This window comes from Streptomyces sp. NPDC028298 (genome assembly GCF_055565895.1).
In genome coordinates this window covers 1-25,051 of sequence record NZ_JBVHTL010000005.1, presented here as the reverse complement: position 1 = coordinate 25,051, position 25,051 = coordinate 1, and the positions used below count along the sequence as shown (strand labels likewise).

Genomic DNA, 25,051 nt, shown 5'->3' with positions numbered 1-25,051 from the left:
GAATTCGGTGGCCGGGTCTATTAACGTTCGATAACGCAGCGCGGTCGTCACAACCGTCACAAGAGGCGGCTCCGTGCGCACGCGCCGAATCCCGCAAGGGAACCGGGGAACCAACTCGTGGGGTGAATCGAGCGTATTCCGCCGTCGATGCACGGTGGCCGTACGCGCGTAGGAGACCTTCCTGCTCCGAACCCGTCAGCTAACCCGGTAGGCGGCAAGGAAGGAAAGGAGTGCGCCCACGTGGCGTCCAACCGGCCCGCTCAGCCAACCTCGTTCGCGCCGAACGAAGCCCACACCTTCGGCTACGGCAAGGACGACGGTCCCTGGGAGGAGTGGAACCCCACCGAGGATTCCCTCGCTCCCGTCCGCGGCCGGCACCGCACGGGCAAGCAGCGCGGCGGAGGACTCGCCCGCAGCTCCACGGTTCTCGGCGTCGGTGTCATAGCCGCCGTCGGCGGTGGCGGCATCGCCAGCGCAGCTCCGGGCAAGGCGCCCGTCTCGATCTCACTGCCCGACCTGTCGTCGGTCACCGCGTCGGCCAAGGCCCTGATCTCGGACGGCGGATCCAGCGCCACCCCCAAGGGTTCCACGACTCCGCTCACCAGCGCCGGCCTGACCAGCGCCGACACGGCGCAGGGAAGCTCCGACGCCGGTGAGGCGCTGCGCGACCGCATCATGGCGCAGGCCCAGTCGCAGCAGAACCAGGCCGACACCGCCACGCAGAAGGCCGCCCAGACCGCCGCCGCGCAGAAGGCCGTACAGGCCGCCGCCAAGCAGCAGGACGAGGCCGAGGCCAAGGAAGCCGCCGCGAAGAAGAAGGCGGAGGAGGCGGCCAAGCAGAAGGCCGAGGCCGAGCGCCTCGCCGAGCTCGCCAAGAGCTACTCGCTGCCGACCTCCTCGTACACGCTGACCTCGCGCTTCGGTGAGGCCGGCTCCATGTGGTCCTCCGGCTACCACACCGGACTCGACTTCGCGGCGCCCACCGGCACGCTGATCAAGGCGATCCACAGCGGCACCATCACCGAGGCCGGCTGGGCCGGCGCGTACGGCTACCGCACGATCCTCACCCTCGACGACGGCACGGAACTCTGGTTCTGCCACCAGTCGTCGATCAGCGTCACCGTCGGCCAGAAGGTCGCCACCGGTGACGTCATCGGACGCGTGGGCGCGACGGGCAACGTCACCGGGCCGCACCTGCACCTCGAAGTGCACCCCGGCGGCGCCGCCACCGGCATCGACCCGATGGCCTGGCTCCAGAGCAAGGGCCTCAACCCCTGATCCCCGATAACCCCTGATCCCCGATCTCCGGCAGCCCTGACGTCAACCCCCCCGGCGTCAGGGCTGTCGGCCGTCCGGACGCGGACGGCGGCACGCACCGGAACGGTGAGTGTGGAATACACGCATCCGGTACGGGCGTTGTCGCCTTACATGACTTCCCTTCGCAAGCTCGGTTCGTCCGACCTCGAGGTCTTCCCGCTCTCCCTCGGGGGCAACGTCTTCGGCTGGACGGCCGACGAGACCCGGTCCTTCGCCGTGCTCGACGCCTACGCCGCCGCCGGAGGCAACTTCCTCGACACGGCCGACTCCTACTCCGCCTGGGTCGAGGGCAACGAGGGCGGCGAGTCCGAGACCGTCATCGGCAAGTGGCTGAAGAGCCGCGGCAACCGCGCCGACATCGTGGTCGCCACCAAGGTCAGCCAGCACCCCGCGTACCCGGGACTGTCCGGTGCCAACATCAAGGCCGCGGCCGACGCGTCGCTGCGCCGCCTGGGCACCGACCACATCGACCTCTACTACACGCACTTCGACAAGCCGGAAGTGCCCGTCGAGGAGATCATCGGCGCCCTCGACGAGCTGGTGAAGGCCGGGAAGGTGCGGCACATCGCCGCCTCCAACATCTCCCCGGAGCGGCTTCGGGAGTCCCTGGAGTTCTCCGACCGCGAGGGCCTCGCCCGGTACGTCGCGCTCCAGCCCCACTACAACCTGGTCTCGCGCGACACCTACGAGGGCGCCCTCCAGGAGGTCGCCTCCCAGGCCGGGCTGGCGGCCGTCCCGTACTTCGCGCTCGCGGCCGGCTTCCTCACCGGCAAGTACCGCCCCGGCACCACCGTCGACTCGCCCCGGGCGGCCGGCGCGGCCAAGCATCTCGGCACGGAACGCGGGCCGCGGGTCCTCGCCGCCCTCGACGAGATCGCGGCCGCCCACGACGTGGCCGTCCCGACCGTCGCCCTCGCCTGGCTGGCCGCACAGCCGACGGTCGCCGCGCCGATCGCCTCCGCCCGCACGGTGGAGCAGCTTCCCGCCCTGCTCGGCGTCGCGGACCTGGCGCTCACGGACGACGAACTGACGCGCCTGTCGCAGGCCTCGGCCTGACAGCCGGACCGTCGGGGGGGGGGGGGGGGGGGGGTGGCCAAAGGGGCCCGCCCAGCTCCATACCCCCTCCCTCCTCAGCGCATTTCGCCTCCCTTTTCTCCCCCCTCCCCCCCCCCCTCCCCCCCCCCCCCCTCCCCCCCCCCCCCCCCCCCCCCCCCCCCCCCCGTGACCGTCCCGCGCTACGAGCCGTACGGGTTGTACGCCGGGTACGGGGCCGGCGCGGACGCCTGGGCCGGCCACCCGTACGGCCGCGCGGGCTGGGGAACGTACCCGTACCCCTGGGGCGGCCAGGGCGGCGGCACGGGCAGCGGTGCCATGGCGCGGGCCGCGTAGGCGAGAGCCGGACGGGCGATCTCCCGGCGGCGCCACAGCTCCTCCAGCAACTCGCGCTCCCGTACGACGAAGTCGGCGCCCGCACGGCCCCGGCGCCCCCGGTGGCGCAGGAACGCCAGCGAGGTCGCGTACGCCTCGTACTCCGCCACCGAGCGGGCCGCGCCCTTCCCGAAGTGGTGTCCGGCGTACTCGCGCGCGAGCTGCCGCGCCCGCATCGAGCCGAGCGCCCACGGCTCGGCCGCGCCCAGCCAGCCCGCGGCCGTGTACACGGGCAGTTCGGCGCGGACGGTCCGCAGCTCGCGCTGCCGCGTCCAGACGACGAGCCAGGTCAGCAGCCCGAACGCAGGCACCATGAACGCCGCGTACACCCCGAAGAACCCGAAGCGGCCGAAGCCCGATGAGCCGTTCCAGACCGCGTGCATGCCCATCGCGAGCAGCAGACCGGTCAGGGGGAGCAGGATCCGGCGCGCGTGCTGGCGTTCGGCGGACAGGGCCGCGAAACCGAAGCCGATGCCGGTCAGCACGGTGAACAGGGGATGCGCGAAGGGCGACATCACCACCCGGACGAAGAACGTCGCCGCGGTGACGGAGGCGAGCCCGCTCTCCCCGCTGAGCTGGTCGGTGCCGAACGCGGTGCCGAGATAGAGGATGTTCTCGGTGAACGCGAAGCCGGTGGCGGTGACCCCGGCGATGACGACACCGTCGACGATCCCGGTGAAGTCCCGTCTGCGGAACAGGAAGACGAGCAGGACGGCCGCCGCCTTCGCCGACTCCTCGACGACGGGCGCTATGACGGTCGCGCCGAGCGTGTCGGCGCCCGAGGGATCCGCGGTCGTCACGGCGATCCAGCGGGTCGCGAAGCTGTTGGCGACGATCGCTATGAGCGCGGCCGCGCAGGCGCCCCAGGCGAAGGAGAAGAACAGGTTGCGCCACGGGCCCGGTTCGACCCGGTCCAGCCACCGGAAGGCGGCTATGAGCAGCGGCACGGGGAACACGGCCAGTCCGAGCCCGACCAGGAAGCCCTCGGTCCCGGTCTGCTCGCGGACGAGGGCGAGGATCACCAGACCCGACATCGCGAGCAGGGTGATCAGTGCTCCGTACCGCACCCAACTGCGCTGCCACCAGTGCGGATGTCTTGGCGCGGGTCCGGTGGGGGCACCGGGCCGGTTCGGGTACGGCGGATGGATGGCCACGGCATTGACCCTAACGAGGGAGGGCGTGGCCCGCGACGGCAACCGGGTCCCCGGGAAGTCCCGGTGGACGCCGGCAGGTGTGTGCGGGTCAGACGCCCGGGGTGTGCTGGTCTCGATGCTGTACGCGCCGGAAGAGGAGGTCGTTCACCACATGACCCTTGTCCAGTCCCTGGCCCTCGAAACGGGTCAGCGGGCGGAACTCCGGACGGGGCGCGAAACCGCCGTCGGGCACGGTGTTCTCGAAGTCCGGGTGCGCGCCGAGCACGTCGAGCATCTGTTCGGCGTACGGTTCCCAGTCCGTCGCGCAGTGCACGAGCGCGCCCGGCGCGAGACGGGTCGCGGCGAGGTCCAGGAACTCCGGCTGGATCAGCCGCCGCTTGTGGTGCCGCTTCTTGGGCCAGGGGTCGGGGAAATAGACGCGCAGGCCATGCAGTGAGGCGGGCGGCAGCATCTCGCGGAGCAGGATGATCGCGTCGCCGTTGGCCACGCGGACGTTGGTCAGGCTGTTCCGCTCGGCGAGGTTGAGCAGGTTGCCCTGCCCCGGGGTGTGCACGTCCACGGCGAGGATCCCGGTGCCCTGGTCGTCGGCCGCCATCTGCGCGGTGGCCTCGCCCATGCCGAAGCCGATCTCCAGCACGACGGGGATGTCCGCCCCGAACAGCTCCGCCAGGTCGAGCGTGCGCTGTCCGTCGATGTCCAGACCCCACTTCGGCCACAGCCGCTGCAGCGCGTCGGCCTGTCCGGTCGTCACCCGGCTCCGGCGCGGCTGGAAACTCCGGATCCGCCGCTCGAAGTGCGAGCCGGCGGGATCCGCCTGCGGACCGTCGGGGAAGCGGGGCTCGCCCTGGGCACGGTGGTGACGCGGCGAGCCGTCCTCGGCGGAGGCGGGCCGGGTCTCTTCGGTGGAGTCGAGGAATTCAGACACAGTGGGGTCGATTTTACGGGCGCGGCACCGGGGGACCGGCCCGTCCGGCACCCGGGGGCCGGTCGCGGGGGCTGATGCGCCCCGGCGCGGGACGGCCCGTGCCGGGGCGCGGCCGGGGCGGGCGGGGTGCCGGGGCCTGGTGGGGGGGCGCCGGGGCTCGGTGGGCCGGGCTCGTGGGTCGCCGAGCTCGTCGGTGGGTCGCCGGGGTCGGTGGGTGGGTCGCGCCGGGCTCGTGGGCGGGTCGCCGGGCTCGTGGGCGGGGCGCCCGGGTCGGTGGGGTGGGTCGGTCAGGCCGAGGCCAGTGATGCCAGGGCCCGGCGGGCGACCTCCCGGCCGATCGGGAGCGACGCGGTGGCCGCGGGGGACGGCGCGTTCAGCACGTGCACGGTCCTCGGGCCCTCCTTGATCAGGAAGTCGTCGACCAGGGTGCCGTCCCGCAGGACCGCCTGGGCGCGGACACCGGCCGCGGCCGGAACCAGGTCCTCCGGGTTCACCGCGGGCAGCAGCCGCCGCACGGCCTCCGTGAACGCCGCCTTCGACACCGACCGGCGCAGCTCCCCGGCTCCGTAACGCCAGTGCCGCCGGGCTATCCGCCAGGAGCCCGGCCAGGCCAGGGTCCCGCCCAGTTCACGGGGCCGGACGACTCCCCAGCCGTACCCCTCACGGGCGAGCGCGGGCACCGCGTTCGGGCCGATGTGGACCCCGCCGTCGATACCCCGGGTGAGATGGACACCGAGGAACGGGAACGCCGGGTCCGGAACCGGATACACCAGGCCGCGCACCAGCTCCGGCCGCGCGAGCGTGTAGTACTCGCCGCGGAAGGGGACGATCCGCATCCCGGGGTCGTCGCCCGTGAGCCGGGCCGTCTCGTCGCAGTGCAGCCCCGCGCAGTTGACGAGCACCCGGCCGCGGACGATCGTCCCGTCGGCCGTGCGCACGGCGACACCGAGGTGGGGGCGGCGGTCGGCGCGCACGACCTGCGCCCCGTACCTGATCTCCGCCCCGGAGGCCTCCGCGAGCCGGCGGGCCACCGCCACGTAGTCGCAGATGCCCGTCGTGCCGACGTGGATGGCGGCGAGGCCGCGGACCTCCGGTTCGTAATCGGTGAGCTGGGCCGGGCCCAGCTCCTTGACCGGGATGCCGTTCTCCCGGCCGCGCTGCACCAGGCCGTGCAGGCGGGGGAGCTCCGACTTCTCCGTCGCGACGATCAGCTTGCCGGTGACGGCGTGCGCGATGTCGTACTCCGCGCAGAACTTGACCATCTCGGCGGCACCCTTGACCGCGTACCGCGCCTTCAGGGATCCGGGGCGGTAGTAGATCCCGCTGTGGATCACCCCGCTGTTGCGCCCGGTCTGGTGCCGGGCGGGTCCCGGCTCCTTCTCCAGCACCGTCACCCGCGTGCCCGGTGCCGCCCGTGTGATGGCATACGCCGTCGACAGACCGACGATCCCCCCGCCGATCACCAGCACATCGCAGTCGTACGCGCTCCGCATCCGCACCACCTCCCGGCCTCGATAGTGCACTGCGCCACTGACAATGCCCTCAAACCCCGGGACAGTGCCCCGTGTTTCCTTCGCGCCGCGGGACCGCGGCGCCCTGACCGCGCCCGTGCTGCTGGGCGCTCCCCCCTCGACCCGGGCCGTCGGCGGCCTAGGCCGGTGCCATCAGCAGCGGACGGGCCCGCTCCCGCAGCTCCACCACACGCGGTTCGTCGCCGTAGGGCTCCAGCCGGTGCAGCAGGTCCTTCACGTACTCGGTGGTGCGCGCGGAGGAGATGCGCCCCGCGACCTCCACCGCCCGCACGCCCTGCTCGCACGCCGCGTCCAGGTTGCCGGACTCCAGCTCGGCGACCGCCGACACCACCAGGCGCAGCCCGTGCGAGCGCACGAACTCCTCCGTGGGCTTCGACAGCGCCTGCTCGGTGAACCGGCGCACCTGACGCGGGGCCTTCAGATCCCGGTAGCACTCGGCTGCGTCGGCCGCGAAGCGGTCGTATCCGTAGAAGCCGAGCCAGGACGGGTCGTTGTCGCCGTCGCGGGCACGCTCCAGCCAGCCCTCCGCCGCCTTCAGCGCCGCGCCGGCCGCCTGGGCGTCACCCGCGCGCGCGTGGGCCCGTGCCTCCACGAGCCGGAAGAAGCTCATGGTGCGGGCCGTGGCGAGACCGCGGTTGCGCTCCAGCGCGGCCTGGGCGAGGTCGACGCCCTCGTCGCCGAAGCCCCGGTAGGTCGCCTGGAGGGACATGGAGGCCAGGACGTAGCCCCCGAGGGGCACGTCGGCGGCCGCCCGGGCCAGCCGCAGCGCCTGGATGTAGTACCGCTGGGCGGCCTCCTGCTGGCCCGTGTCGAAGGCCATCCAGCCCGCGAGCCGGGTGAGCTCCGCCGACGCGCCGAACAGCGCCCTGCCGACCTCGTCCGAGTAGGAGCCGAGCAGCAGGGGTGCCGCCTCGACCCGCAGACACTCGGGCACCATCGACGAACGCCAGTCACCGCCCCCGTACTTGGAGTCCCAGCGCCTCGCGTCCTCGGCCGCCTCGCGGAGCTTCAGCACATCGCTGTGGCCGACTTTCAGCGGCGCTCCGGAGCCCTCGCCCGGACTCACCTCGCGCGCCACCGAACTGTCGGCCGGGGTTATCAGCCATCGGGACGCGGGAGTCGCGTAGGCGCTCACGGCGAAGGAACCGGCCAGTGACTGCCAGATGCCGCCGCCGGCCCGCCGCCCGGCGAGATCGAGGCGGTACAGCTCCGTCGCCGACCGCACCGCCTGCCCGACGTCACGGGGGAAGGCGAGGCCCACTTCCGGCGCGGGATCCGCGTCCGCCAGGCCGATCTCGTGGAGCGGCACGGGACGGCCGAGCTTCTGGCCGATGGCGGCCGCGATGAGGTGCGGCGCGGCGCCCTGCGGCACCATGCCCTTCGACACCCAGCGCGCCACCGACGTCTTGTCGTAGCGAAGAGTCAACCCGCGTTGAGCGCCAAGATCGTTGACGCGACGCGCGAGTCCTGCGTTGCTGATTCCCGCGAGGGCGAGAACGGCGCCGAGTTTTTCGTTCGGCCCGCGTTGCTCCCTGGACATGCGCCACCCCTCGACACAGACGGCTGCCGCGATGGCATAACCACGCGGCATTCGTAAACCCAGCGTAGTTCGCCCGATCCCCAGCGTTAAGGGGCGTACGTCCGGTTGGCGGGATTGTGGTCCGTACGACTGTACGGACTGTCGCGGCGTGCTCCTGTTGTGTGGCTGTGCGCCCGTCCGTGCGCTCTTCTCCGGCCATGGCCGGGAGCGCTTCCATGGAACATGCGTGGGTCGGCCCGCTGTACTGGATCCAGTGGGCTGGGGGACACCGCCGCCTACATCCCCGCGGGCGGCGGACCGGTCCGGGGGGCGAACTCCGCCTCCCGGACTGTGCGTTGCCGAAGTGGTGCGCAAGGCCTGTACGGAGCGTGTCCGCGCCCGTCGGCCGCTCGCCGATTTGGCCGAAAACCGATGGCCCCTCCTGAGGGCAATCAGGGCTCCCACCATACGAGTTGAGGGCGCGAAGGGCGTCCTGAGGGAGCGTATCGGGGGCGCATTCGCGTCGAACCGCCGGGGGTGGTGGTGGGCGAGGTGTGCCTCGCGGGGGTGTGGGGGTGCGGGGTTCGCCGGGTGGACTCGCGGTCGGGGTGCTGCTGGGGCGGTGCGGGTCGACTGCCGCGCGGGAGGCGGCCCGTGGATCGGGCTCGTTCGGCGTCCGGAGTGGATTTTCCCTCGGTGCCGTGCGGCGCCCGCCGTTTCCCTCAACAGGCCCTGCAGGAAGGGCATTTGCCGGTCACCGCCCCGTGTGCGGTGGCGTGGGTGGTCACGTGGGGGCGCACTCCGGGGAGCGCAAGCCGCCGCAGGGGCCCTCCCGTACGCCTCCTTCGTGGCAGCATGGTGCCGAGTTCGTACGGTGCACTGGTTGTCCACAGCCTGTGGAGGCGGCGATGCGATGGTTGGTGGGGTGGAGCAGCACCGTCGCCAGAGCGTCCGCGATCGGCTCGGCGGGCGCCACCGGAAACGACGGTGAGACCGTTCACCCCGTCGGCTCCCAACTCCTGTGGGGCGACCCGGATCCGCTCTGGGCCGTCGGCGACTGGCGGCCCGACGAGGTGCGCGTGGTCAAGGCCGACGCGGAGAACCGCATCGCCGTCCTCGGCATCTGCGGAGCCTCCGACGACGAACTGCGCGTCGGACTGTTCGCCGCTCGCGGCGGAGCGCTCCGCCACCTCACCAACTGGTCCGGCAGCTACACCGTCGTCGTCCAGGTCGCCCGCCGCGTGACCGTCTGCGGCGACCTCGCCGGCGCCCGGCCCGTCTTCTACACCCCCTGGGCCGGCGGCACGGCCTACGCCACCGCCGCCCTCCCGCTCGCCGACCTCATCGAGGCCAACCTCGACTTCGGGCACCTCGCCGCGATGCTCGCCGCCCCCGACGTACCGGCCGCTGTGCACGACTCCACGCCGTACGAAGGCGTACGCCGCATCCCGCCGGGACACACGCTCATCCTGCGGGCCGGGGCGCGCGAGATCGCCGGGTACGAACCCGTCGCCTCCCTGGCCGTCGCCGCGCCCCCCACCGATCCCGCCGTCGCCGTGGACGCCGTACGGGACGCCCTCGTGGAGGCCGTCCGCGCCCGCCTCTCCGCTCCCCGCCACGTGCCCGGCACCGACGTGGACCCCGGGCCCGTGCCCGGCATGGGACCCGCCGAGCGGCGCGCCGCCCGGGGGACGCCGGTGCCCGGCATCGGGGCCGACCTCTCCGGAGGGCTCGCCTCGGGAACCCTCGCCCTCCTCGCCGCCGGCCTTCCCGGGGCGCCCGGCACGGTCCTCGGACACGGCACCGGCGCCGGGGAACGGCTCCTCGCGGTCACCTTCAACGACCTCGCCGTGCGCGGGCGCGAGGCCGAACTGGAGCGGGCCGGGACGCTGGCCGCGAACCCCCGGCTGCACCACGTGGTCGTCACCGGCGGAGAGGAGACGCTCCCCTACGCCGACCTCGAAGGGCCGCTGACCGACGAGCCGGGGCCCTCCCTGGTGACCGCGGCACGCCACCGCGCGCGACTCGCCTCCGGCAGCGCCGACCACTTCACGGGCTACGGCGCGCGGCAGGTGCTCGACGCCCACCCGGCCCGGCTCGCCGACCTCCTCATGGACCGCAAACGGCGCCATCTCGTGCGGCCCGTCGCCGCGTTGACGAAGGCCGACGGCTCGGTGATGGTTCCCGCGCGCGTGTACGGTGCCGCGCGCAAGCTCGCCCGTACGCCGTACCGCACCGGGGTCGACGTCCTCGCCGAGCAGTTGCTGCAGCGGCGGTTCGACGACCTCGAAGGCGCGGTCGGTGCCTCGCTCGCCGCGCTGAGCTGGGCGAGACCCGGGCCGGCGGCGCGCTGGCTGACCGGGGAGGCACTGGCTGAAGTATCGGTTCGCCTTCAAGGGGGCGGCGGGCGGCCGAACGTCTCCCCCGGGCAGCGGCCCGGGGACTTCCGCGCCCGCGCGGCGCTCGCCCGCCACGCCGCCGACGTCCGCGTCCTGGAGCAGGCCGCCGAGATCCGCTTCCAGCGGCTGCACACGCCGTTCCTGGACAACCAGGTCGTCCGGGCCTGTCGTGAACTGCCGGAGGCGCTGCGGGTGCAGCCCGGGGCGCGGGCGGCGATTCTCCGTACGGTGCTGGAGGGGGCCGGGGTGGCCGATCTGCCGCCCGGGTGGGGGGCTCCGTCCCAGGCGTCCTCGGACGCGACGGCCCGGACGGGGGTGCGGGTGGCCGCGGATTCCCTGGTCTCCCTGTTCGACACGCCGTTGCTCGCGCAGGCGGGGCTCGTGGAGGCGCGGGTCGTCCGCAAGGCGCTGCGCTCGGCGGCGGAGGGGGCGCCGCTGCCGCTCGACGGGCTGGCGGATCTGGTGTCGCTCGAACTGTGGCTGCGGCGGCTGCTGGCACGTCGCGGCACCTGCTGGACGGGCACACCGGCCCGCCAACGCGCGGTTCCCGCGGGGATAGTGCCGCAGGGGCGGGCGCTGGGGGCGGCGCGACAGGCCTGAACGGGAGCCGGGACCGGTACCGGTCGCGGTTCCCGCTCGGCGGGTGGGTTCGGCCGGTGGGTGCGGTTCCCGTCCGGTGGGGGGTCGGGGCCGTGCCGGTGCATCAGCCCGTCGCCGTTGGGTGAGGAGTGACCGTCGGTGGCGACGGCCATTGATGTACCGCCACGTCCCCTCGCGCCGGATCCCGGCTGCGGGTGCGTGATCCAGACGGTTCCAGCAGGATTCAGCCCCGGCCGCTCCAAGCTTTCAGCTCCGACAGGCCAAAGTCTTCAGCCCCGGCCGGCGAGATTTTCAGCCCCTCCGGCGTTTGAGGAGCGGGGTCTGGGGCGGAGCCCCAGGGGTGGGACGGGTAGGGGCGGAGGGGGCGAGAGAAGGTTTGGGGGGTGCCCAAGGGCGCCGGGAGGGGGCGCCGCGACAGGCCCCGGCGGGGTAACCCTGTGACCCCGGGGCGGGGGGCGGTGAGAATGGGGGCGTGCGGTACAGGATTCTGGGGGTTGCCCAGGCGGAGGACGACCGGGGAACCCTCGTCGCGGTGGGCGGCCCCCGGGTCCGCACGCTGCTCACGGCCCTGGCCCAGCACCCCACCAGAACCCTCTCCCCGGACACCCTCATCGACGAGGTGTGGGCGGACACCCCACCCCAGGACGCCCCAGCGGCACTACAGGCACTCATCGGCCGCCTCCGCCGAGCCATCGGCAAGGACACGGTCACCTCAGAACCCGGCGGCTACCGCCTCCACGCCACCCGCGACGACGTGGACCTGTTCGTGTTCGAGCGACTCGTCACGGAGGGCAGGACCGCACTCGAGGAGGGCGACCCCCACACCGCCGCCACCCGCCTGCGCGAAGCCCTCGCCCTGTGGCGCGGCCCCGCCCTCGCGGACCTCCCCGACCGCACCGCCGCCACCCGCCCGGAGGCCCTGCGTCTGGAGGCGACCCGCAGCCGCGTCGAGGCGGACCTGCTGCTCGGCCGTGCCGCCGACGTCGTACCGGAGTTGAAGGAGCTGACGACGGCTCACCCGTACGACGAGGCGCTGCACGCCCTGCTCATCCGCGCCCTGCGCGAGGCCGGCCGGAGCGCCGACGCGCTGGCCGCCTACGAGGACGTACGCCGTGCGCTCCTGGACGGTCTGGGCGCGGACCCCGGGCCCGAGCTCCAGGATCTGCACGCCGCGTTGCTCGACCCACGGGACACGCGCGGCGGACCGCGGGAGCCGGTACCCGGCACCGAAGCCGCCGGCCCCCGCCCCGGCGACCCCTCCCGTGCCCAGCGGACCGGGAACATCCGTCCCCGGCTGAACTCGTTCGTGGGACGGGAACGCGAGGTCGGGGCCATCCGTTCGGATGTGCGCGGGGCCCGGCTGGTCACGCTGACCGGACCCGGCGGTTCGGGGAAGACCCGCCTCGCCGAGGAAGCCGCCGCCGGCCTCGACCAGGCATGGCTGGTCGAGCTGGCCCCGCTCGACCGGCCCGAGGCCGTCCCGGGCGCGGTGGTCAGCGCCCTCGGTCTGCGCGAGACCGCTCTGATCACGAACGAGATGGCGGTCGCCCAGGACGACCCGGTCGCTCTGCTCGTCGCGTACTGCGCCCCGCGCAGCCAGCTCCTCGTCCTCGACAACTGCGAGCACGTGATCGACGCGGCGGCCGAACTCGCCGAGACCCTGCTGACCCGCTGCCCGGGACTCACGATCCTCGCCACCAGCCGCGAACCCCTCGGCATCCCCGGCGAGTTGGTGCGCCCCGTCGAGCCGCTCCCGCCCGACCCCGCGCGCCGCCTCTTCATGGAGCGCGCCTCCGTGGTGCGCCCGGACGCCGCCGGCGCGCTCCACGACTCCGCCGCCGTGGACGAGATCTGCCGACGCCTGGACGGCCTGCCCCTGGCCATCGAACTGGCCGCGGCCCGGCTGCGGCTGCTCACCCCCCGGCAGATCGCCGACCGCCTCGACGACCGCTTCCGGCTGCTCACCTCCGGCAGCCGCACGGTGCTCCCCCGCCAGCAGACCCTGCGTGCCGTCGTCGACTGGTCCTGGGATCTGCTCGACGAACGGGAGCGGACCGTTCTGCGCGAGGCCTCCGTGTTCGCGGGCGGCTGGGACCTGGCCGCCGCCGAGGCCGTGTGCACCGGACCCGCCGCGGACCTCATCGGCGCCCTCGTCGACAAGTCCCTCCTCGTCGCCACCCCCGCCGGAACGGGCGACGACAGCCCTCCGTACGGAACCGACGACGGTCCTCGTGACGCCTGGAGCCACGGCGACGACACGGGCGGCGGCATGCGTTATCGCATGCTGGAGACCATCCACGAATACGCCACCGAACGCGCGGGCGAGGTCCCCGAACTGCGCGCCGCAGCCGAGCGGCGCCACCGCGCGTGGGTGCGCGCCCTGACCGAGGAGGCCGAACCCCGGTTGCGCTCGGCCGGACAACTCCCCTGGATCCGGCGCCTGGAGAACGAGCACGACAACATCCGGGCGGCCCTCCAGCGCGCGCTCGCCGCCCACGACGAGGAAGAGGCCGCTGCTCTCGTCCTCGACATGGGCTGGTTCTGGTGGCTGCGCAACTTCCGGTACGAAGCCATCGCCTGGACCGAACTCGTCCTGAGACTGGGCACATGGCTCGACCTGCCGTCAGGCAGCCGTCCGGCGGGGACCACCGGTTCCCTGTCCGCCTGCGGCGACGCCCTCTCCGCCGAGCTCGAAGGCGTCGACCCGGTGGCCGCCTTCCTCGACCATCCCGAGCGGGAGGAGAACCACCCGCTGCGCGCCACGCGGATGCGGGTGCGCATGCTCCATCTGTTCATGAAGGTGGACGTCGTCCCCCTGGACGAGTGGGGGGAGAAGCGGCTGCGGGAGTACGTGGAGCGGGTACGGGGCGCCTTCGAGCGGGGCGGCCCGGACGCCGCGCGCATGCCGGGGATCATCTGGCCCATGGCCTCGCACTTCCTGGGCGAGCCGGACGACGTGGGCCCCGCGATGGACGCGGCGGTCGCCAACTGCCGTGAGTTCGGCGGCGAATGGGAGATCGGCGTCGCCCTGATGTTCCGTACGCACATGGTCGTCGACGCCCCCGGCGGTATGCCGGGAGTGGACGAGGACCTGGCGGAACTGCGCGTGCTCAGCCGACGGGTCGGAGACCGCTGGATGCGCGCCCAGGTGTGCAGCGCGGCCGGCGAGGCCGCCATGGCGCGCGGCCTGTACGACGACGCGAAGGCCGAGTACGAGGAGGGGCTGCGGCTCGCCTACGAGGTGGGGGCCTACGCGGAGGTGCCGTTCCTCATGGCCCGGCTGGCCGAGATCGCCTACCGCGCGGGCGAGCGCTCCGTGGCCCTGGCCAAGCTGGACGAGGCGAGCGCCGCCGCCGATCTGTACGGGGTGACGGATTCCCGGGCGTTCGTCCATCTGCTGCGCGCCCAGGTGGTCCTGGACGACGGGGAGGTCGCCCTCGCGCGCGAACTGTGCGAGAAATCCCGCGAGGAGAGTCTCCGCGGCACCCCGCCACCGCAGTTCACGGTCGGTCTGAACGGCATCGACGCCATGGTCACGGCCGCCGAGTCCGGGCCCGTCGCGGGTCTGCGGAAGCTGAGTGCCACGCTGCGGCACGCGATCGACACCCGGTGCGCGGACGTGGTGGCGTCCGCCGTCGTCGAGGGGGCCGCGCGTCTCTTCGGCGAACTGGGCGCCCACGAGGTGGCCGTGCGGCTGCTGGCCGCGGGCACCCGCTGGCGCGGCGGCGATCTGCGGCCCGTCCGGGAGAGCGCCGACGTGCGGCGCACCGAGGCCGCTGCCCTCGCGGCACTCGGCCCGCAGCGCTACGAGTCCGAGCGCGCCCGCGGCTCCGCCAGCACCCAGGAAGAGGCGCTCGCCGAGCTGGCCCGCGCGCTGGAGGAGTTCCCCGCGGAGTAGGCGCTCACCGGCACGCGCCCCCTGCGGAGCACGGGCTCACCGGCAGACGAACTTCGACTCCGCCCAGTCGCCCAGTGTCGTCGAGTCGAACGGGCTGTGGGGTTCGACGACGAAGCGGACCGTCCGGTGGCCGGCGAGGTTCACATGGACCGGGACCGCCGGGTCGCCGCCCTCGATCAGCGGTGAGCGCCACAGCCGCGACCCGTCCGCGTAGACGGAGAAGCGCACCTTGCCCAGGCCCAGCATCAGATCGTCGACACCGGCCAGGGCGTCGTACGAGCTGCAGTCGCGGTTGAGGTCGACGGTGACCGAGGACCGGCCGTGGACGGTCACCCCGTACGCGTACCGGGTGTCGCCGATGCTCATCCTGGAGCGCTGCCAGACCCAGCTGCTCTCCCCGATCCGCATCTCCGGCTCGGTGTGGTCACCGACGACGTCGTAGTCCAGGTCGCTCCACCGGTAGACGACGGGGGCCGGCGGGGGAGGCGTCGGCGTGGGCTCCGGGTCCGGCTCCGGCGGGGGTGGCGTCGGCAGCGGCGTCGGGGTGGGGGCCGGGGGCGGCGTGGGGCGCGGACTCGGGCTCGGGGCCGCTGCCGGTGTCGGCTTCGGGGACGGCTCCGATTTGGTCGAGGGAGGCTGGGCGGGCGCCGGGCCGTGCGCCGCCGGCGGAGGCTTCGGCGCGGGGGGCTTCTCGGAAGGCGTCGGCGGGGCCACCGGCGCTTCGACCGCGGGCGAGGCGGCCGGTCCCGCCTCGGGCCGCCGGGCGGCGGGGCCGCCGTTGCCGACCAGGGACAGCGCCACCGCCGCCGCGGCCACCGCGACGACACCCGCCGCGATACCGGCCTTGACCGGAGCGCCGAGTCCCTCGGAGACCGCGGCGCCACCTCCGGCGCCCGCGCCTCCCGACCCGCCGCCCGCCACGGCCGCCGCGCCCGCGGCCCCGGCAGCACCCGCCCCGGCGCCCCCGGCGACGAGCGCGACCGCCTTCGCGTACCCGGCGGCACCGAACCAGCCGATGACCGCGACCGGCACGACCGCGGGGATGCCGCCCGCCACCTCCTTGATCTGGCCGGCGGCCAGGCGGCATCTCGCGCACTCCTCCAGATGCTTGCGCAGACCCCGTTCGGCACGGGTGCGCAGGCCGCCGCGGGCGTAGGCGCCGAGCCGGTCCGCGTAGCGCGCGCACTCCTCGTCCCGGGTGAGCGTGGTGCTCACATGCGCCTGGAGGTAGGCCTGCCTGAGTCCCTCGCGGGCGCGACTGGCGAGCACGCGGGTGCCGTTCGCGTCGAGACCGAAGAGCGTGGCGACCTCGCTCGGGGACTCGTCCTCGACCTCGGTGTGCCACAGCACGGCCTGCCAGCGTTCCGGCAGCGAGCGGAAGGCCCGCATGGCCATGGACTGTTCCGCCTCGTGCATCGCGCGCACGTCCGCGCCGAGGTCGAGGGTGTCGTCGTCCGAGACTTCGGACCCGCGGGCGGCCTGCGCCGCGAACACCGCGAAGTCGTCGACGAGTTGCTCCCGCCTGGCCGTCTTCGTCCAGTGCGCGGCGACCCGGCGGACGGTGGTGAGGAGGTACGCGCGCACGGCGTGCTCGGGGCCGCTGCCGCCGCGTACGGCCTGGAGCATGCGGGCGAACACCTCGGCCGTGAGGTCGTCGGCGGTGTGCGCGTCGCGGCAGCAGGTGCGGGCGTAACGGCGGACGGCCTCGGCATGGCGGCGGTACAGCTCCTCGTACGCCGTGTCGTCGCCCGCGCGCATCCGCTCGATCAGACCGGCGTCGGGGGGCGGGGCCACCGGGGACACCGGCTCCCGCGGGGGCGGCAGGATCCCGCTCTCGCGCACGTCCCACCGGTCACGCTGCGAGGGCACACCGACCTCGGGCGCTCCGGGGTGGGCGTCGGGGTCGGGGGAAGGGCCGGGGCAGAGGGTGTCGTGGGGCGGCGCGTCGTCCTCGAGGTCCAGAGGATCGGCGTCCAGGGGATCAGCGTCTAAAAGGTCGCGGTTCGGGGTGTCGGGGTCCCGTTCGTCGCGGTCCTGTGCGGCGCGGTCCCGCTCGTCGCGGTCCCGCGCGTCGGGGGCCGGCTCCTCGGGGGCCCGTGCGTCGCGGTCCGGGGCCTCGCGGTCCCGTGCGTCGCCGTGGGGTGCCCTGCCGGCAGGGTGCCGGTCTTCGCCGTACGGGCTTCCGGCACGCGGGCGTTCGCCGTGCGGGCCGCCCTGGCTCGGCACCTGCCGTGACGGTGAACCGCCCGTTTCCGTGCCGCCGTCGGCGCCACCGTCGCCGGGCGACTCGTCTCGCCCGTCCACACTCATCGCGGAAAGCCCCCGCCTGCACACTCGGACCCGAATACCGGGCCAGAGTGCCACAGGCTCCGTGGCCGGAACGTGCTCGTACGGACCAACCACTCGTCCGAGGGGACTTGTCGCTCTGGAGTACTAACCATCACCCGATCGGGGAATGGTCAACAGTCGTCGTACGCGCGGAAGTGGGCGTTCCGCACAGGCGCGGTGCAGGAAGCACGGTGCAGGAAGCACGATGCAGGAAGCACGATGCAGGAAGCACGATGCTCCCGGGGCGAGTGAGTTCACTCGCCCCGGGAGCATTCACGTGCTCACGAACACCGGCCCCGCGCACGCGGACTTCCTCGTGCCCCGCGGTGCCTTCGTGCTCCGGTACGCCCGCGCGGGCCGTAACCCGCCCGCGCCGCGGTCCCTTCGATCCGGCTCACGCGGGGCGCGAGCGCAGACCCTCCAGCAGGATGTCGAGCAGCCGGGCCGAGGCCGCCGCCTGCTGCGCCGCGTCCGGCAGCGAAGGAGCCGCCGTCGCGATGACCAGCAGGACGTCCGCCACGGTCACGTCGGCGCGCAACTCGCCCGCCGCGCGCGCCCGGTCGACGAGCCGCCCGACCACCTCCAGCAGCGCCGCCGCACCGGCGTCGTCCACCTCGGCGACGACCTGCTCGTCATCGGGAGCCGTCCGCGGCTCGACGAGCCGCAACTCCGGCGCGGGCTGGGACCGCTGCTGCGGCACCCGCGCCTCGTCCTGCTCGGGACCGTCCTCGGTCACGCCGACCCGCAGCACCTGCGGCGGCAGCAGCCGCCCGGCACCCGAGGCCACCGACGTCCGCAGGAAGCGCGAGAGCGCCGACCACGGCTCGTCCTCCTGACCGAGCGCGGCACGGGCCTGGTCGGTCAGCCGGGAGGTCTCCTCCTCGGCTATCCGGCGCACCAGGACGTCCTTGCTCGGGAAGCGGCGGTACACCGTGCCGACACCGACCCGGGCCCGCCGGGCGACGTCCTCCATCGGCGCGCCGTACCCCAGCTCGCCGAAGACCTCGCGCGCCGCCCGCAGTACATGTTCAAGATTGCGCTGTGCGTCCACACGCAGCGGCGTCGTACGCGGTCCGTCACTCGGACCGCGGCCGTTGCCGCCCGTCGCCGCGCCGATCGCACCACTCGGTGCGATGGCTGACGCGGAAGACCAATGAGAGTCCTGAATGTGCATAAGCGTTCCCCCGGTAATGACGTCTCCCCCCGGAGACTCTCCCCGCCATCGACAGACCGGAGCGCGTGGAACAAGCTGGAACGCGAGCCGTCGTACGAACTCGCCGAGCGCATCCCCCTACACCCCGTCGACACACGAACATAGTTGAGCGGGGGTCAATTCAGAAGGGGCAGGTTCCGCACGGAGCGCCCCCCGATCGGAGTACGGCCCCTTTACGTCCCGGTTGCGCCCTGTCCGAGTACCCCCCTCACCCACCATGACCTGCGGGTTTTCCCTAGACTCCGGCAAATCGGCCAACTCTGCACGTTGTCGGCGACCGGTCACGCAAATTGCCGGGGCTGTGGACAAACTCCGAAGAGGGGTGCGTCATGGGATGGTGAAGGAACGTGCGCGCATTCTCATCGTCGGCGGCGGCTACGTCGGGATGTACACCGCCCTGCGCCTCCAGCGGCAGCTCAAGCCCGAACTGAAGCGGGGCGAGGTCGAGATCACGGTCGTGTCGCCCGACCCGTACATGACCTATCAGCCGTTCCTTCCCGAAGCCGCCGCGGGCTCCATCTCGCCGCGTCACGTGGTCGTTCCGCTGCGCCGGGTCCTCGACCGCTGCCGGATCGTCATCGGCGAGGTCCGCTCGATCGACCACGCCAAACGCACCGCGACGCTCAGCACCCTCGCCACCGAGGAGGAGGGAGCGGGCGCCGAGCAGATCACGTACGACGAACTCGTGCTCGCCCCCGGCTCCGTCTCCCGCACCCTGCCGATCCCCGGACTCGCCGACTTCGCCATCGGCTTCAAGACGGTCGAAGAGGCCATCGGCCTGCGCAACCACGTCATCGAGCAGATGGACATCGCCTCCTCCACCCGCGACCCCGGGATCCGCGACGCGGCCCTGACCTTCGTCTTCGTGGGAGGCGGATACGCCGGCGTCGAGGCGCTCGGCGAGCTGGAGGACATGGCCCGCTACACCGCGCGGTACTACCCCAACATCAAGCCCGAGGACATGAAGTGGATCCTCGTCGAGGCCTCGGACCGCATCCTGCCCGAGGTCGGCGAGGAGATGGGCCGGTACACCGTCAGCCAGTTGCGCAGGCGCAACATCGAGGTACGCCTGGAGACCCGCCTCAACAGCTGCGCTGACCGGATCGCCGTCCTCAGCGACGGCGCGCGCTTCCCGACCCGCACCGTCGTGTGGACCGCGGGCGTCAAACCGCACCCCGTCCTCGCCGCGACCGACCTCCCCCTGAACGAGCGGGGCCGGCTCAAGTGCACCCCGCAGCTCGCCGTCGACGGCGTCACGCACGCGTGGGCCGCGGGAGACGCGGCGGCGGTGCCCGACGTGACCGCGGAACCCGGCAAGGAGACCGCGCCCAACGCCCAGCACGCCGTGCGGCAGGCGAAGGTCCTCGGCGACAACCTCGCGCACACCCTGCGGGGCGAGCCCCTGGAGACGTATGCGCACAAATACGTCGGTTCGGTCGCATCTCTGGGACTGCACAAGGGAGTCGCGTACGTCTACGGGCGCAAGCTGAGGGGCTATCCTGCCTGGTTCATGCACCGCGTCTACCACCTCAGCAGGGTGCCGACCTTCAACCGCAAGGCCCGTGTGCTCGCCGAATGGACCCTGGCGGGTCTCTTCAAACGGGAGATCGTGTCCCTCGGTTCGCTCGAACACCCCCGTGCGGAGTTCGAACTGGCGGCCGGGGGAAAGCCTCCGACCGACCCGAAGGGGTCGTCCTGACCGGACCGAGGAACTCCACCGGCAGGGACGGCGTCTGACGGATGCAGACCAGGTCGGTCAGACTGCCAGACAGGTCCACGACTCTGGGCGGGTGAACCGCTCGCCCTTCTAACACGAGGCTTTCCCCACTGTGAACTTCACGCGCTGGAGCGCCCGGCTCCCCGGAACGCAGCGCCGCGCCGCAGCGCGGACCGAGCCCACGGCCCCGCACACGGCCGCACCGGACCGGCGCGGGGAAGGCTCCGTGCCGGCGGCCCGCGCCGAGCAGCTCACCGACGACGCCCCTCCCGGGCTCACCGACGACGCCCCTCCCGGGCTCGCCGTCGACGAACTCCCGGCGCGCGCCGTCCTCGACCGCGTCCCCGCCCTCGTCGCCCTCGTCCACGGACCCGAGCACCGCGTCTCGTACGTCAACGACGCCTACGCCGCGGCCTTCGGCGCGCGTCCCGCCGGCGCACCCGCGCGCGAGGCGTTGCCCGAACTGGACGAACTCGGCCTGCTGCCCCTCCTCGACCAGGTCCTGCGCAGCGCCAAGCCCCGCACGGTCAAGTCCCGCAAGGTCTCGACCGGCCGCTCCTACACGTTCACCTGCACCCCCGTCGACACCTCCGCCGAGAGCGACGGCCGCGGCGTCCTCGTCTTCGCCACCGACGTCACCGACCACGCCGAGGCGGCCGAACGGCTGCGCGCCAGCGAACGCCGTCAGCGCGAGACCGCCGTCACCCTCCAGCGCTCCCTGCTCCCGCAGGAACTGGAGGAGCCCGACGACCTGCGCATCGCCGCCACCTACCTGCCCGGCGGCACGGAAGCGGCGGTCGGCGGCGACTGGTACGACGTCATCACCCTCGGCGGCGGCCGCACCGCGCTCGTCATCGGCGACGTCATGGGCCGCGGGGTCCGCGCCGCCGCCGTCATGGGCCAGCTCCGCACCGCCGTGCGCGCGTACGCCCGCCTCGACCTGCCGCCGCACGAGGTCCTGCAACTCCTCGACGGCCTCGCCACCGAGATCGACGCCAACCAGATCGCCACCTGCGTGTACGCGATCCACGACCCGAACGAGGGCCGGCTGGTGTACGCCTCAGCCGGCCACCTGCCCATCCTCGTCCGCGACGAGAACGGCGTCATCCACCGCGCCGACGAACCCACCGGACCTCCGCTCGGCACCGGAGGCTGGCTGCACGCCTCCGGCTCGGTGCCGCTCGGCCCCGGCTCCACCGCCGTCCTGTACACGGACGGCCTGGTGGAACGCCGCGACGAGGACCTCGACGAGGGCATCGCCTCCCTGGAGCGCGCCCTCGCCGGCGCCACCGGCAGCCCCCAGGTGATCTGCGACCGCCTGGTCCGCGCGGCCGGCGTCACCGCCGACCACGACGACGACGTCGCCGTCCTGGTCCTCCAGCACCCGTCCCGCACGGGCTCCGACGGCGAGCTCTTCCGCAACGCCGCCCTGGAACTGCTCGGCGGCATGGAAGCGGCCCCCCGCGCGCGTGCCTTCGCCTCCGGCGTGCTGGCGAGCTGGCGCTTCCCCAACGAACTGCACGACCTCGGCGTCCTGGCCGCCAGCGAACTCGTCGCCAACTCGCTCCAGCACGGCACCCCGCCCATGCGTCTGCGTCTGCGCCGCACCGACCGCCGCCTGATCATCGAGGTCACCGACGGAGACGACCACCTGCCGCGCCGTCGCCGCGCGGAGCCCGGCGACGAAGCCGGCCGCGGCATCGCCATCGTGGCCACGATCGCCTCCGGCTGGGGCTCGCGCCGCACACCGGGCGGCGGCAAGGCGGTGTGGTGCGAGTTCGCACTCCCGCGCGCGGCGAACTGAACCCGCGCGCCGGGTAGCGCGTCCCCGCCCCGGGAGGCCGGTCCCGTACGCCTGGCACCGGACCGCGGACCGGATACGTGCCGCGCGTCCCCTGGCCGAGAGGCCCGGCCGGTGCTAAGAGCTCCCCATGGCAGACGAATCGGGCTTTCAGCTCAAAGGAAGTGGCCCCGAGCGCTACGAGCGGTACGCGGCACCGTTCATGGCGCCCTTCGTGGAAGCGGTCCTGGACGCGGTCGACCTGTACCCCGGCGCCAAGGTGCTCGACCTGGCCTGCGGCACCGGCTTCGCGGCCCGCGCGGCGGCGGCCCGGGTCGGTCCCGCCGGCCGGGTCTCAGGGGCGGACGTCAACGCGGGCATGATCGGCGTCGCCGTGGAGCGCGCGCCCCGCATGTACCCGGACATCGGTTTCACCGTCGCCCCCGCCGAAAGACTCCCCTACGAGGACGCGGCCTTCGACGCGGTCGTGTGCCAGCAGGGCGTCCAGTTCTTCCCCGACCTCGACGCGGCCTTCGCCGAGGCGGCCCGCGTGACCCGCCCCGACGGCCGCTTCGCCGCCACCGCGTGGGCCGCCAGAGACCTCATCCCGTACTTCGTCGCCCAGTACGAGGCGGTCGAGGAGTACGGCGGCAAGGAACTCGCGACGGACTACGAGGGCGCGTTCTCCGGGACCCCCGACCGGCTCTCCACCGCCCTGCGAGGCGCCGGGTTCCACGACGTCGCCGTCCGCCAGGTCACCTTCGGCATCCCCTTCCCACCCCTCGACACGTACGCCCCCGGCCAGCTCTCCTCCACATCCTGGGGACAGGCGATCGTCGACACCGCGGGCGAGGACGCACTCCTGCGCGCCGGGCGGACCGTTTGCGACCGGCTCGCCAACCACACCGCCCCCGACGGCACCGCCACCCTCCCCTTCACCGCCAACCTGCTGACCGGCATCCGCTGAGATTCGCGCCGCGCACACGAAACGGCCGCCACCACGTCACTGCGTGATGGCGGCCGTCATGATCCGGGCCCGTCCCGGGGCCTCCGTGGTCAGGCGCCGGCGGGCACCGGCTCGACCGGAGCCCCGCCCTGCGCGACCACCCGGCTCCGCGCGAGCCACGGCTGATTCTGTACGGGGGTGAGCTGCCGTCCGAGCCGCACGGCCAGGACGGTGATACCGAGCGAGAACAGCAGGAACGTCACGACGTACGGGCCGTGCAGCGAGGCCCCCATCGGGCCGCCCACCGCCGGGCCGATCGCCAGCGCGAGCTGCTTCACCAGGGCGAAGGCGGAGTTGTACTGACCCGCCATCCCGGACGGCGCCAGATCGGCGACCAGTGGAGCGACGGTCGGCGACAGCATCGCCTCACCGAGCCCGAAGAGCGCGTACGTCGACACGAAGGCCGCCGTGGCCATGGTCTGGCTGCCGTGCCCGAGACCCGCGTACCCGGCCGCCAGCCAGGCGACGGCCCAGATCAGCCCGACCGCGGCGATCACCCGGGACCGCTTGCGGCGCTCGACGAACTTCAGCACCGCGAACTGCGCCACCACGATCATCGCCGTGTTCGCCGCCATCGCCGTACCGAGCGCGGACGTGGAGATCCCGGCCGCCTCGACGCCGTACGCGGAGAGCCCCGACTCGAACTGCCCGTAGCAGGCGAAGAACAGCACGAAGCCCAGCACCGAGAGCTGCACCATGGCCCGGTTGCCCAGGAGCTGCTTCCAGCTTCCGCCCTTGGACCGGGGCGCGTCGTCGTCGATGCGCGGCGCGCGCGGCATCCGCACCGTCGCCATGATCACGACCAGCACCAGGAACATCGTCGCCTCGATCGCGAACAGCAGCGTGAACGAGCTCGCCCGGTCCGGGTCGACGATGTGACCCCCGATGAGACCACCGACACCGAGGCCCAGGTTCTGCAGGAAGAACTGCGTCGCGAAGGCGCGCGACCGGGTGTCCGCCGAGGAGCAGTCCACGATCATCGTCGCGAGCGACGGCTGCATCACGGCCTGCCCGGCACCGAGCGCCGCCGCCGACAGCACCACGGCCGTCGCGCCGCTCGCCAGCCCGAGGCTCAGCGCACCGAGCGCGGCGGTGACCAGGGCGGCGAGCAGGACCGGCAGAGGACCGCGCCGGACGATCGCCCTTCCGGCGAACGGCAACACGACGAGAGCGGCCACGGCGAAGACGGCGAGCACGACGCCCGCCGTCATGGAGCCGAGTCCCCGCACCTGCGCCACATAGACGTAGAGGAAGGGGACGGTAAAGCCGAGCCCGAACGCGCTGAGCGCGTTGCCCACGTGGATCCGGCGCATCGCTGCGCCCATCGCCCTGGTCACTTTCACCTGCCTTGGTCGTGAAGCCGTACTGGGCCCGCCCGCCGGGCACCGTCTCCGTGAACGGTTCCCTACGCATGGATGCAAGCCTGAAGACTTCAAAGCTAAAGTTCGAGGTTGAACTCTACACCTTGAAGGACTTCGACACCAAGCGACCTCATGCGATACTCGGGCCATGGGCGACACCCCCGGCGTCAGCGAGCCGACACTCGAAGAACAGATCGCCGCCTACCAGCGCGAGTTCCAGGACCTCGACCCCCAGGTCGAGAAGATCGTGTCGGCGCTGTCCCGCCTCAACCGGCGGATGAACGTCGCCTACGGCCGCCAGACCGCCGCCCTCGGCATCAGCAACGCCGAGTGGGAGGTCCTGAAGGCGCTCGTCCTCGCCGGCGCCCCGTACCGCCTCGGCCCGAGCGAGCTCGCCAAGCGCCTCGGCCTCACCCCGGCCGCCATGACCCACCGCATCGACCGCATGGTCGCGGAGGGGCTGGTCACCCGGGAGCGCGACGAGTCGAACCGGGTGCGCGTCATCGTCGAGCTGACCGACGAGGGCCGGGAGAAGTGGCTGGAGGCCATGCGCCTCGCCACGGTCTTCGAGGAGGACCTGCTCCAGGACCTCTCCACCGAGGACCGAGGCGTCCTGGGCGAGGTCCTGACCCGCCTGCTCCGGCGGGTGGAGGACGCCCAGCCGGACGCGGGCGGCCGGCTCAGCGACCTGGATTAAAGATCTTGACAGGGGGGTGTTGACACTGCCCTGCCGGATGCGTAAAGTTCTTCGAGTTGTCACGGAGCCGGTCTGGTTCCGGGACGGCACCTCCGCCGCTGATGCGGCACTCAAATCTTCAGCTCGATCCCAGCCGGGGTGAATTCGGTGTGCCCGAATTCAATTCGATTGGGGCCC

15 protein-coding genes and 1 riboswitch are annotated in these 25,051 nt (G+C 73.1%); of the genes, 8 read left to right on the top strand and 7 right to left on the bottom strand.

Features of this window, described 5'->3' with window-relative positions; translation table 11 throughout:
• Window positions 1-72 precede the first annotated feature (72 nt).
• Window positions 73-229, top strand: a riboswitch (cyclic di-AMP (ydaO/yuaA leader).
• 11 nt (window positions 230-240) lie between these two features.
• On the top strand, window positions 241-1,278 hold the full coding sequence (locus ACZ4TO_RS22745) for a M23 family metallopeptidase (RefSeq protein WP_382782833.1): 1,038 nt from the start codon (window positions 241-243) through the stop codon (window positions 1,276-1,278).
• A 150-nt stretch (window positions 1,279-1,428) separates the two neighbouring features.
• Complete coding sequence (locus ACZ4TO_RS22740; protein ID WP_468025075.1) at window positions 1,429-2,373, top strand: aldo/keto reductase; 945 nt, start codon at window positions 1,429-1,431, stop codon at window positions 2,371-2,373.
• A 179-nt stretch (window positions 2,374-2,552) separates the two neighbouring features.
• On the opposite strand, the gene ACZ4TO_RS22735 is transcribed toward ACZ4TO_RS22740, so the two are convergent.
• The 4 genes from ACZ4TO_RS22735 to ACZ4TO_RS22720 form a co-directional block, all read right to left on the bottom strand.
• On the bottom strand, window positions 2,553-3,899 hold the full coding sequence (locus ACZ4TO_RS22735; protein ID WP_468025074.1) for a PrsW family intramembrane metalloprotease: 1,347 nt from the start codon (window positions 3,897-3,899) through the stop codon (window positions 2,553-2,555).
• Window positions 3,900-3,987: 88 nt separating this feature from the next.
• Window positions 3,988-4,824 (bottom strand): tRNA (guanosine(46)-N7)-methyltransferase TrmB, encoded by an 837-nt coding sequence (gene trmB / locus ACZ4TO_RS22730; RefSeq protein WP_468025073.1) that lies wholly within the window; start codon window positions 4,822-4,824, stop codon window positions 3,988-3,990.
• A gap of 287 nt (window positions 4,825-5,111) precedes the next feature.
• On the bottom strand, window positions 5,112-6,317 hold the full coding sequence (lhgO, locus tag ACZ4TO_RS22725; RefSeq protein WP_382782821.1) for an L-2-hydroxyglutarate oxidase: 1,206 nt from the start codon (window positions 6,315-6,317) through the stop codon (window positions 5,112-5,114).
• Between the two features lie 157 nt (window positions 6,318-6,474).
• On the bottom strand, window positions 6,475-7,896 hold the full coding sequence (locus ACZ4TO_RS22720) for an MFS transporter (RefSeq protein ID WP_382782819.1): 1,422 nt from the start codon (window positions 7,894-7,896) through the stop codon (window positions 6,475-6,477).
• 887 nt (window positions 7,897-8,783) lie between these two features.
• On the opposite strand from ACZ4TO_RS22720, the gene ACZ4TO_RS22715 reads away from it, so the two are divergent.
• Both ACZ4TO_RS22715 and ACZ4TO_RS22710 read left to right on the top strand, forming a co-directional pair.
• Complete coding sequence (locus ACZ4TO_RS22715) at window positions 8,784-10,874, top strand: asparagine synthase-related protein (RefSeq protein ID WP_468025072.1); 2,091 nt, start codon at window positions 8,784-8,786, stop codon at window positions 10,872-10,874.
• Between the two features lie 472 nt (window positions 10,875-11,346).
• Window positions 11,347-14,772, top strand: coding sequence for an AfsR/SARP family transcriptional regulator (locus ACZ4TO_RS22710; RefSeq protein ID WP_468025071.1), 3,426 nt, complete (start codon window positions 11,347-11,349; stop codon window positions 14,770-14,772).
• Window positions 14,773-14,808: 36 nt separating this feature from the next.
• On the opposite strand, the gene ACZ4TO_RS22705 is transcribed toward ACZ4TO_RS22710, so the two are convergent.
• Both ACZ4TO_RS22705 and ACZ4TO_RS22700 read right to left on the bottom strand, forming a co-directional pair.
• The gene (locus ACZ4TO_RS22705) at window positions 14,809-16,530 is read right to left on the bottom strand and encodes a sigma-70 family RNA polymerase sigma factor (protein ID WP_468025303.1); all 1,722 of its coding nucleotides are present in this window, start codon (window positions 16,528-16,530) and stop codon (window positions 14,809-14,811) included.
• A gap of 964 nt (window positions 16,531-17,494) precedes the next feature.
• Window positions 17,495-18,274 carry a TetR/AcrR family transcriptional regulator gene (locus ACZ4TO_RS22700; protein ID WP_468025070.1) on the bottom strand — a complete coding sequence of 260 codons (780 nt, stop codon included), beginning with the start codon at window positions 18,272-18,274 and terminating at the stop codon, window positions 17,495-17,497.
• Between the two features lie 373 nt (window positions 18,275-18,647).
• On the opposite strand from ACZ4TO_RS22700, the gene ACZ4TO_RS22695 reads away from it, so the two are divergent.
• The 3 genes from ACZ4TO_RS22695 (at window position 18,648) to ACZ4TO_RS22685 (ending at window position 22,777) form a co-directional block, all read left to right on the top strand.
• A complete protein-coding gene (locus tag ACZ4TO_RS22695) occupies window positions 18,648-20,012 on the top strand; it encodes an NAD(P)/FAD-dependent oxidoreductase (protein WP_382782808.1) in 1,365 nt (454 codons plus the stop codon).
• Between the two features lie 130 nt (window positions 20,013-20,142).
• Entirely contained in the window at window positions 20,143-21,834 is a 1,692-nt protein-coding gene (locus ACZ4TO_RS22690) for an ATP-binding SpoIIE family protein phosphatase (RefSeq protein ID WP_468025069.1), read from the top strand.
• 127 nt (window positions 21,835-21,961) lie between these two features.
• Window positions 21,962-22,777, top strand: a complete 816-nt coding sequence (locus tag ACZ4TO_RS22685; protein ID WP_382782803.1) for a class I SAM-dependent methyltransferase — start codon at window positions 21,962-21,964, stop codon at window positions 22,775-22,777.
• 89 nt (window positions 22,778-22,866) lie between these two features.
• Here the strand turns inward: ACZ4TO_RS22685 and ACZ4TO_RS22680 are convergent, their stop codons facing one another.
• On the bottom strand, window positions 22,867-24,141 hold the full coding sequence (locus ACZ4TO_RS22680) for an MFS transporter (protein WP_385043034.1): 1,275 nt from the start codon (window positions 24,139-24,141) through the stop codon (window positions 22,867-22,869).
• Window positions 24,142-24,325: 184 nt separating this feature from the next.
• On the opposite strand from ACZ4TO_RS22680, the gene ACZ4TO_RS22675 reads away from it, so the two are divergent.
• A complete protein-coding gene (locus ACZ4TO_RS22675; protein ID WP_326786919.1) occupies window positions 24,326-24,874 on the top strand; it encodes a MarR family winged helix-turn-helix transcriptional regulator in 549 nt (182 codons plus the stop codon).
• Window positions 24,875-25,051 lie beyond the last annotated feature (177 nt).

Bases quoted from the DNA above. Each gene is read 5' to 3' on its own strand.
- ACZ4TO_RS22740 (WP_468025075.1), top strand. From the start codon at position 1,429: ATGACTTCCCTTCGCAAGCTCGGTTCGTCCGACCTCGAGGTCTTCCCG.
- lhgO (WP_382782821.1), bottom strand. From the start codon at position 6,317: ATGCGGAGCGCGTACGACTGCGATGTGCTGGTGATCGGCGGGGGGATC.
- ACZ4TO_RS22720 (WP_382782819.1), bottom strand. From the start codon at position 7,896: ATGTCCAGGGAGCAACGCGGGCCGAACGAAAAACTCGGCGCCGTTCTC.
- ACZ4TO_RS22715 (WP_468025072.1), top strand. From the start codon at position 8,784: ATGCGATGGTTGGTGGGGTGGAGCAGCACCGTCGCCAGAGCGTCCGCG.
- ACZ4TO_RS22705 (WP_468025303.1), bottom strand. From the start codon at position 16,530: ATGCGCGCGGGCGACGACACGGCGTACGAGGAGCTGTACCGCCGCCAT.
- ACZ4TO_RS22700 (WP_468025070.1), bottom strand. From the start codon at position 18,274: ATGCACATTCAGGACTCTCATTGGTCTTCCGCGTCAGCCATCGCACCG.
- ACZ4TO_RS22695 (WP_382782808.1), top strand. From the start codon at position 18,648: ATGGTGAAGGAACGTGCGCGCATTCTCATCGTCGGCGGCGGCTACGTC.
- ACZ4TO_RS22685 (WP_382782803.1), top strand. From the start codon at position 21,962: ATGGCAGACGAATCGGGCTTTCAGCTCAAAGGAAGTGGCCCCGAGCGC.
- ACZ4TO_RS22680 (WP_385043034.1), bottom strand. From the start codon at position 24,141: ATGGGCGCAGCGATGCGCCGGATCCACGTGGGCAACGCGCTCAGCGCG.
- ACZ4TO_RS22675 (WP_326786919.1), top strand. From the start codon at position 24,326: ATGGGCGACACCCCCGGCGTCAGCGAGCCGACACTCGAAGAACAGATC.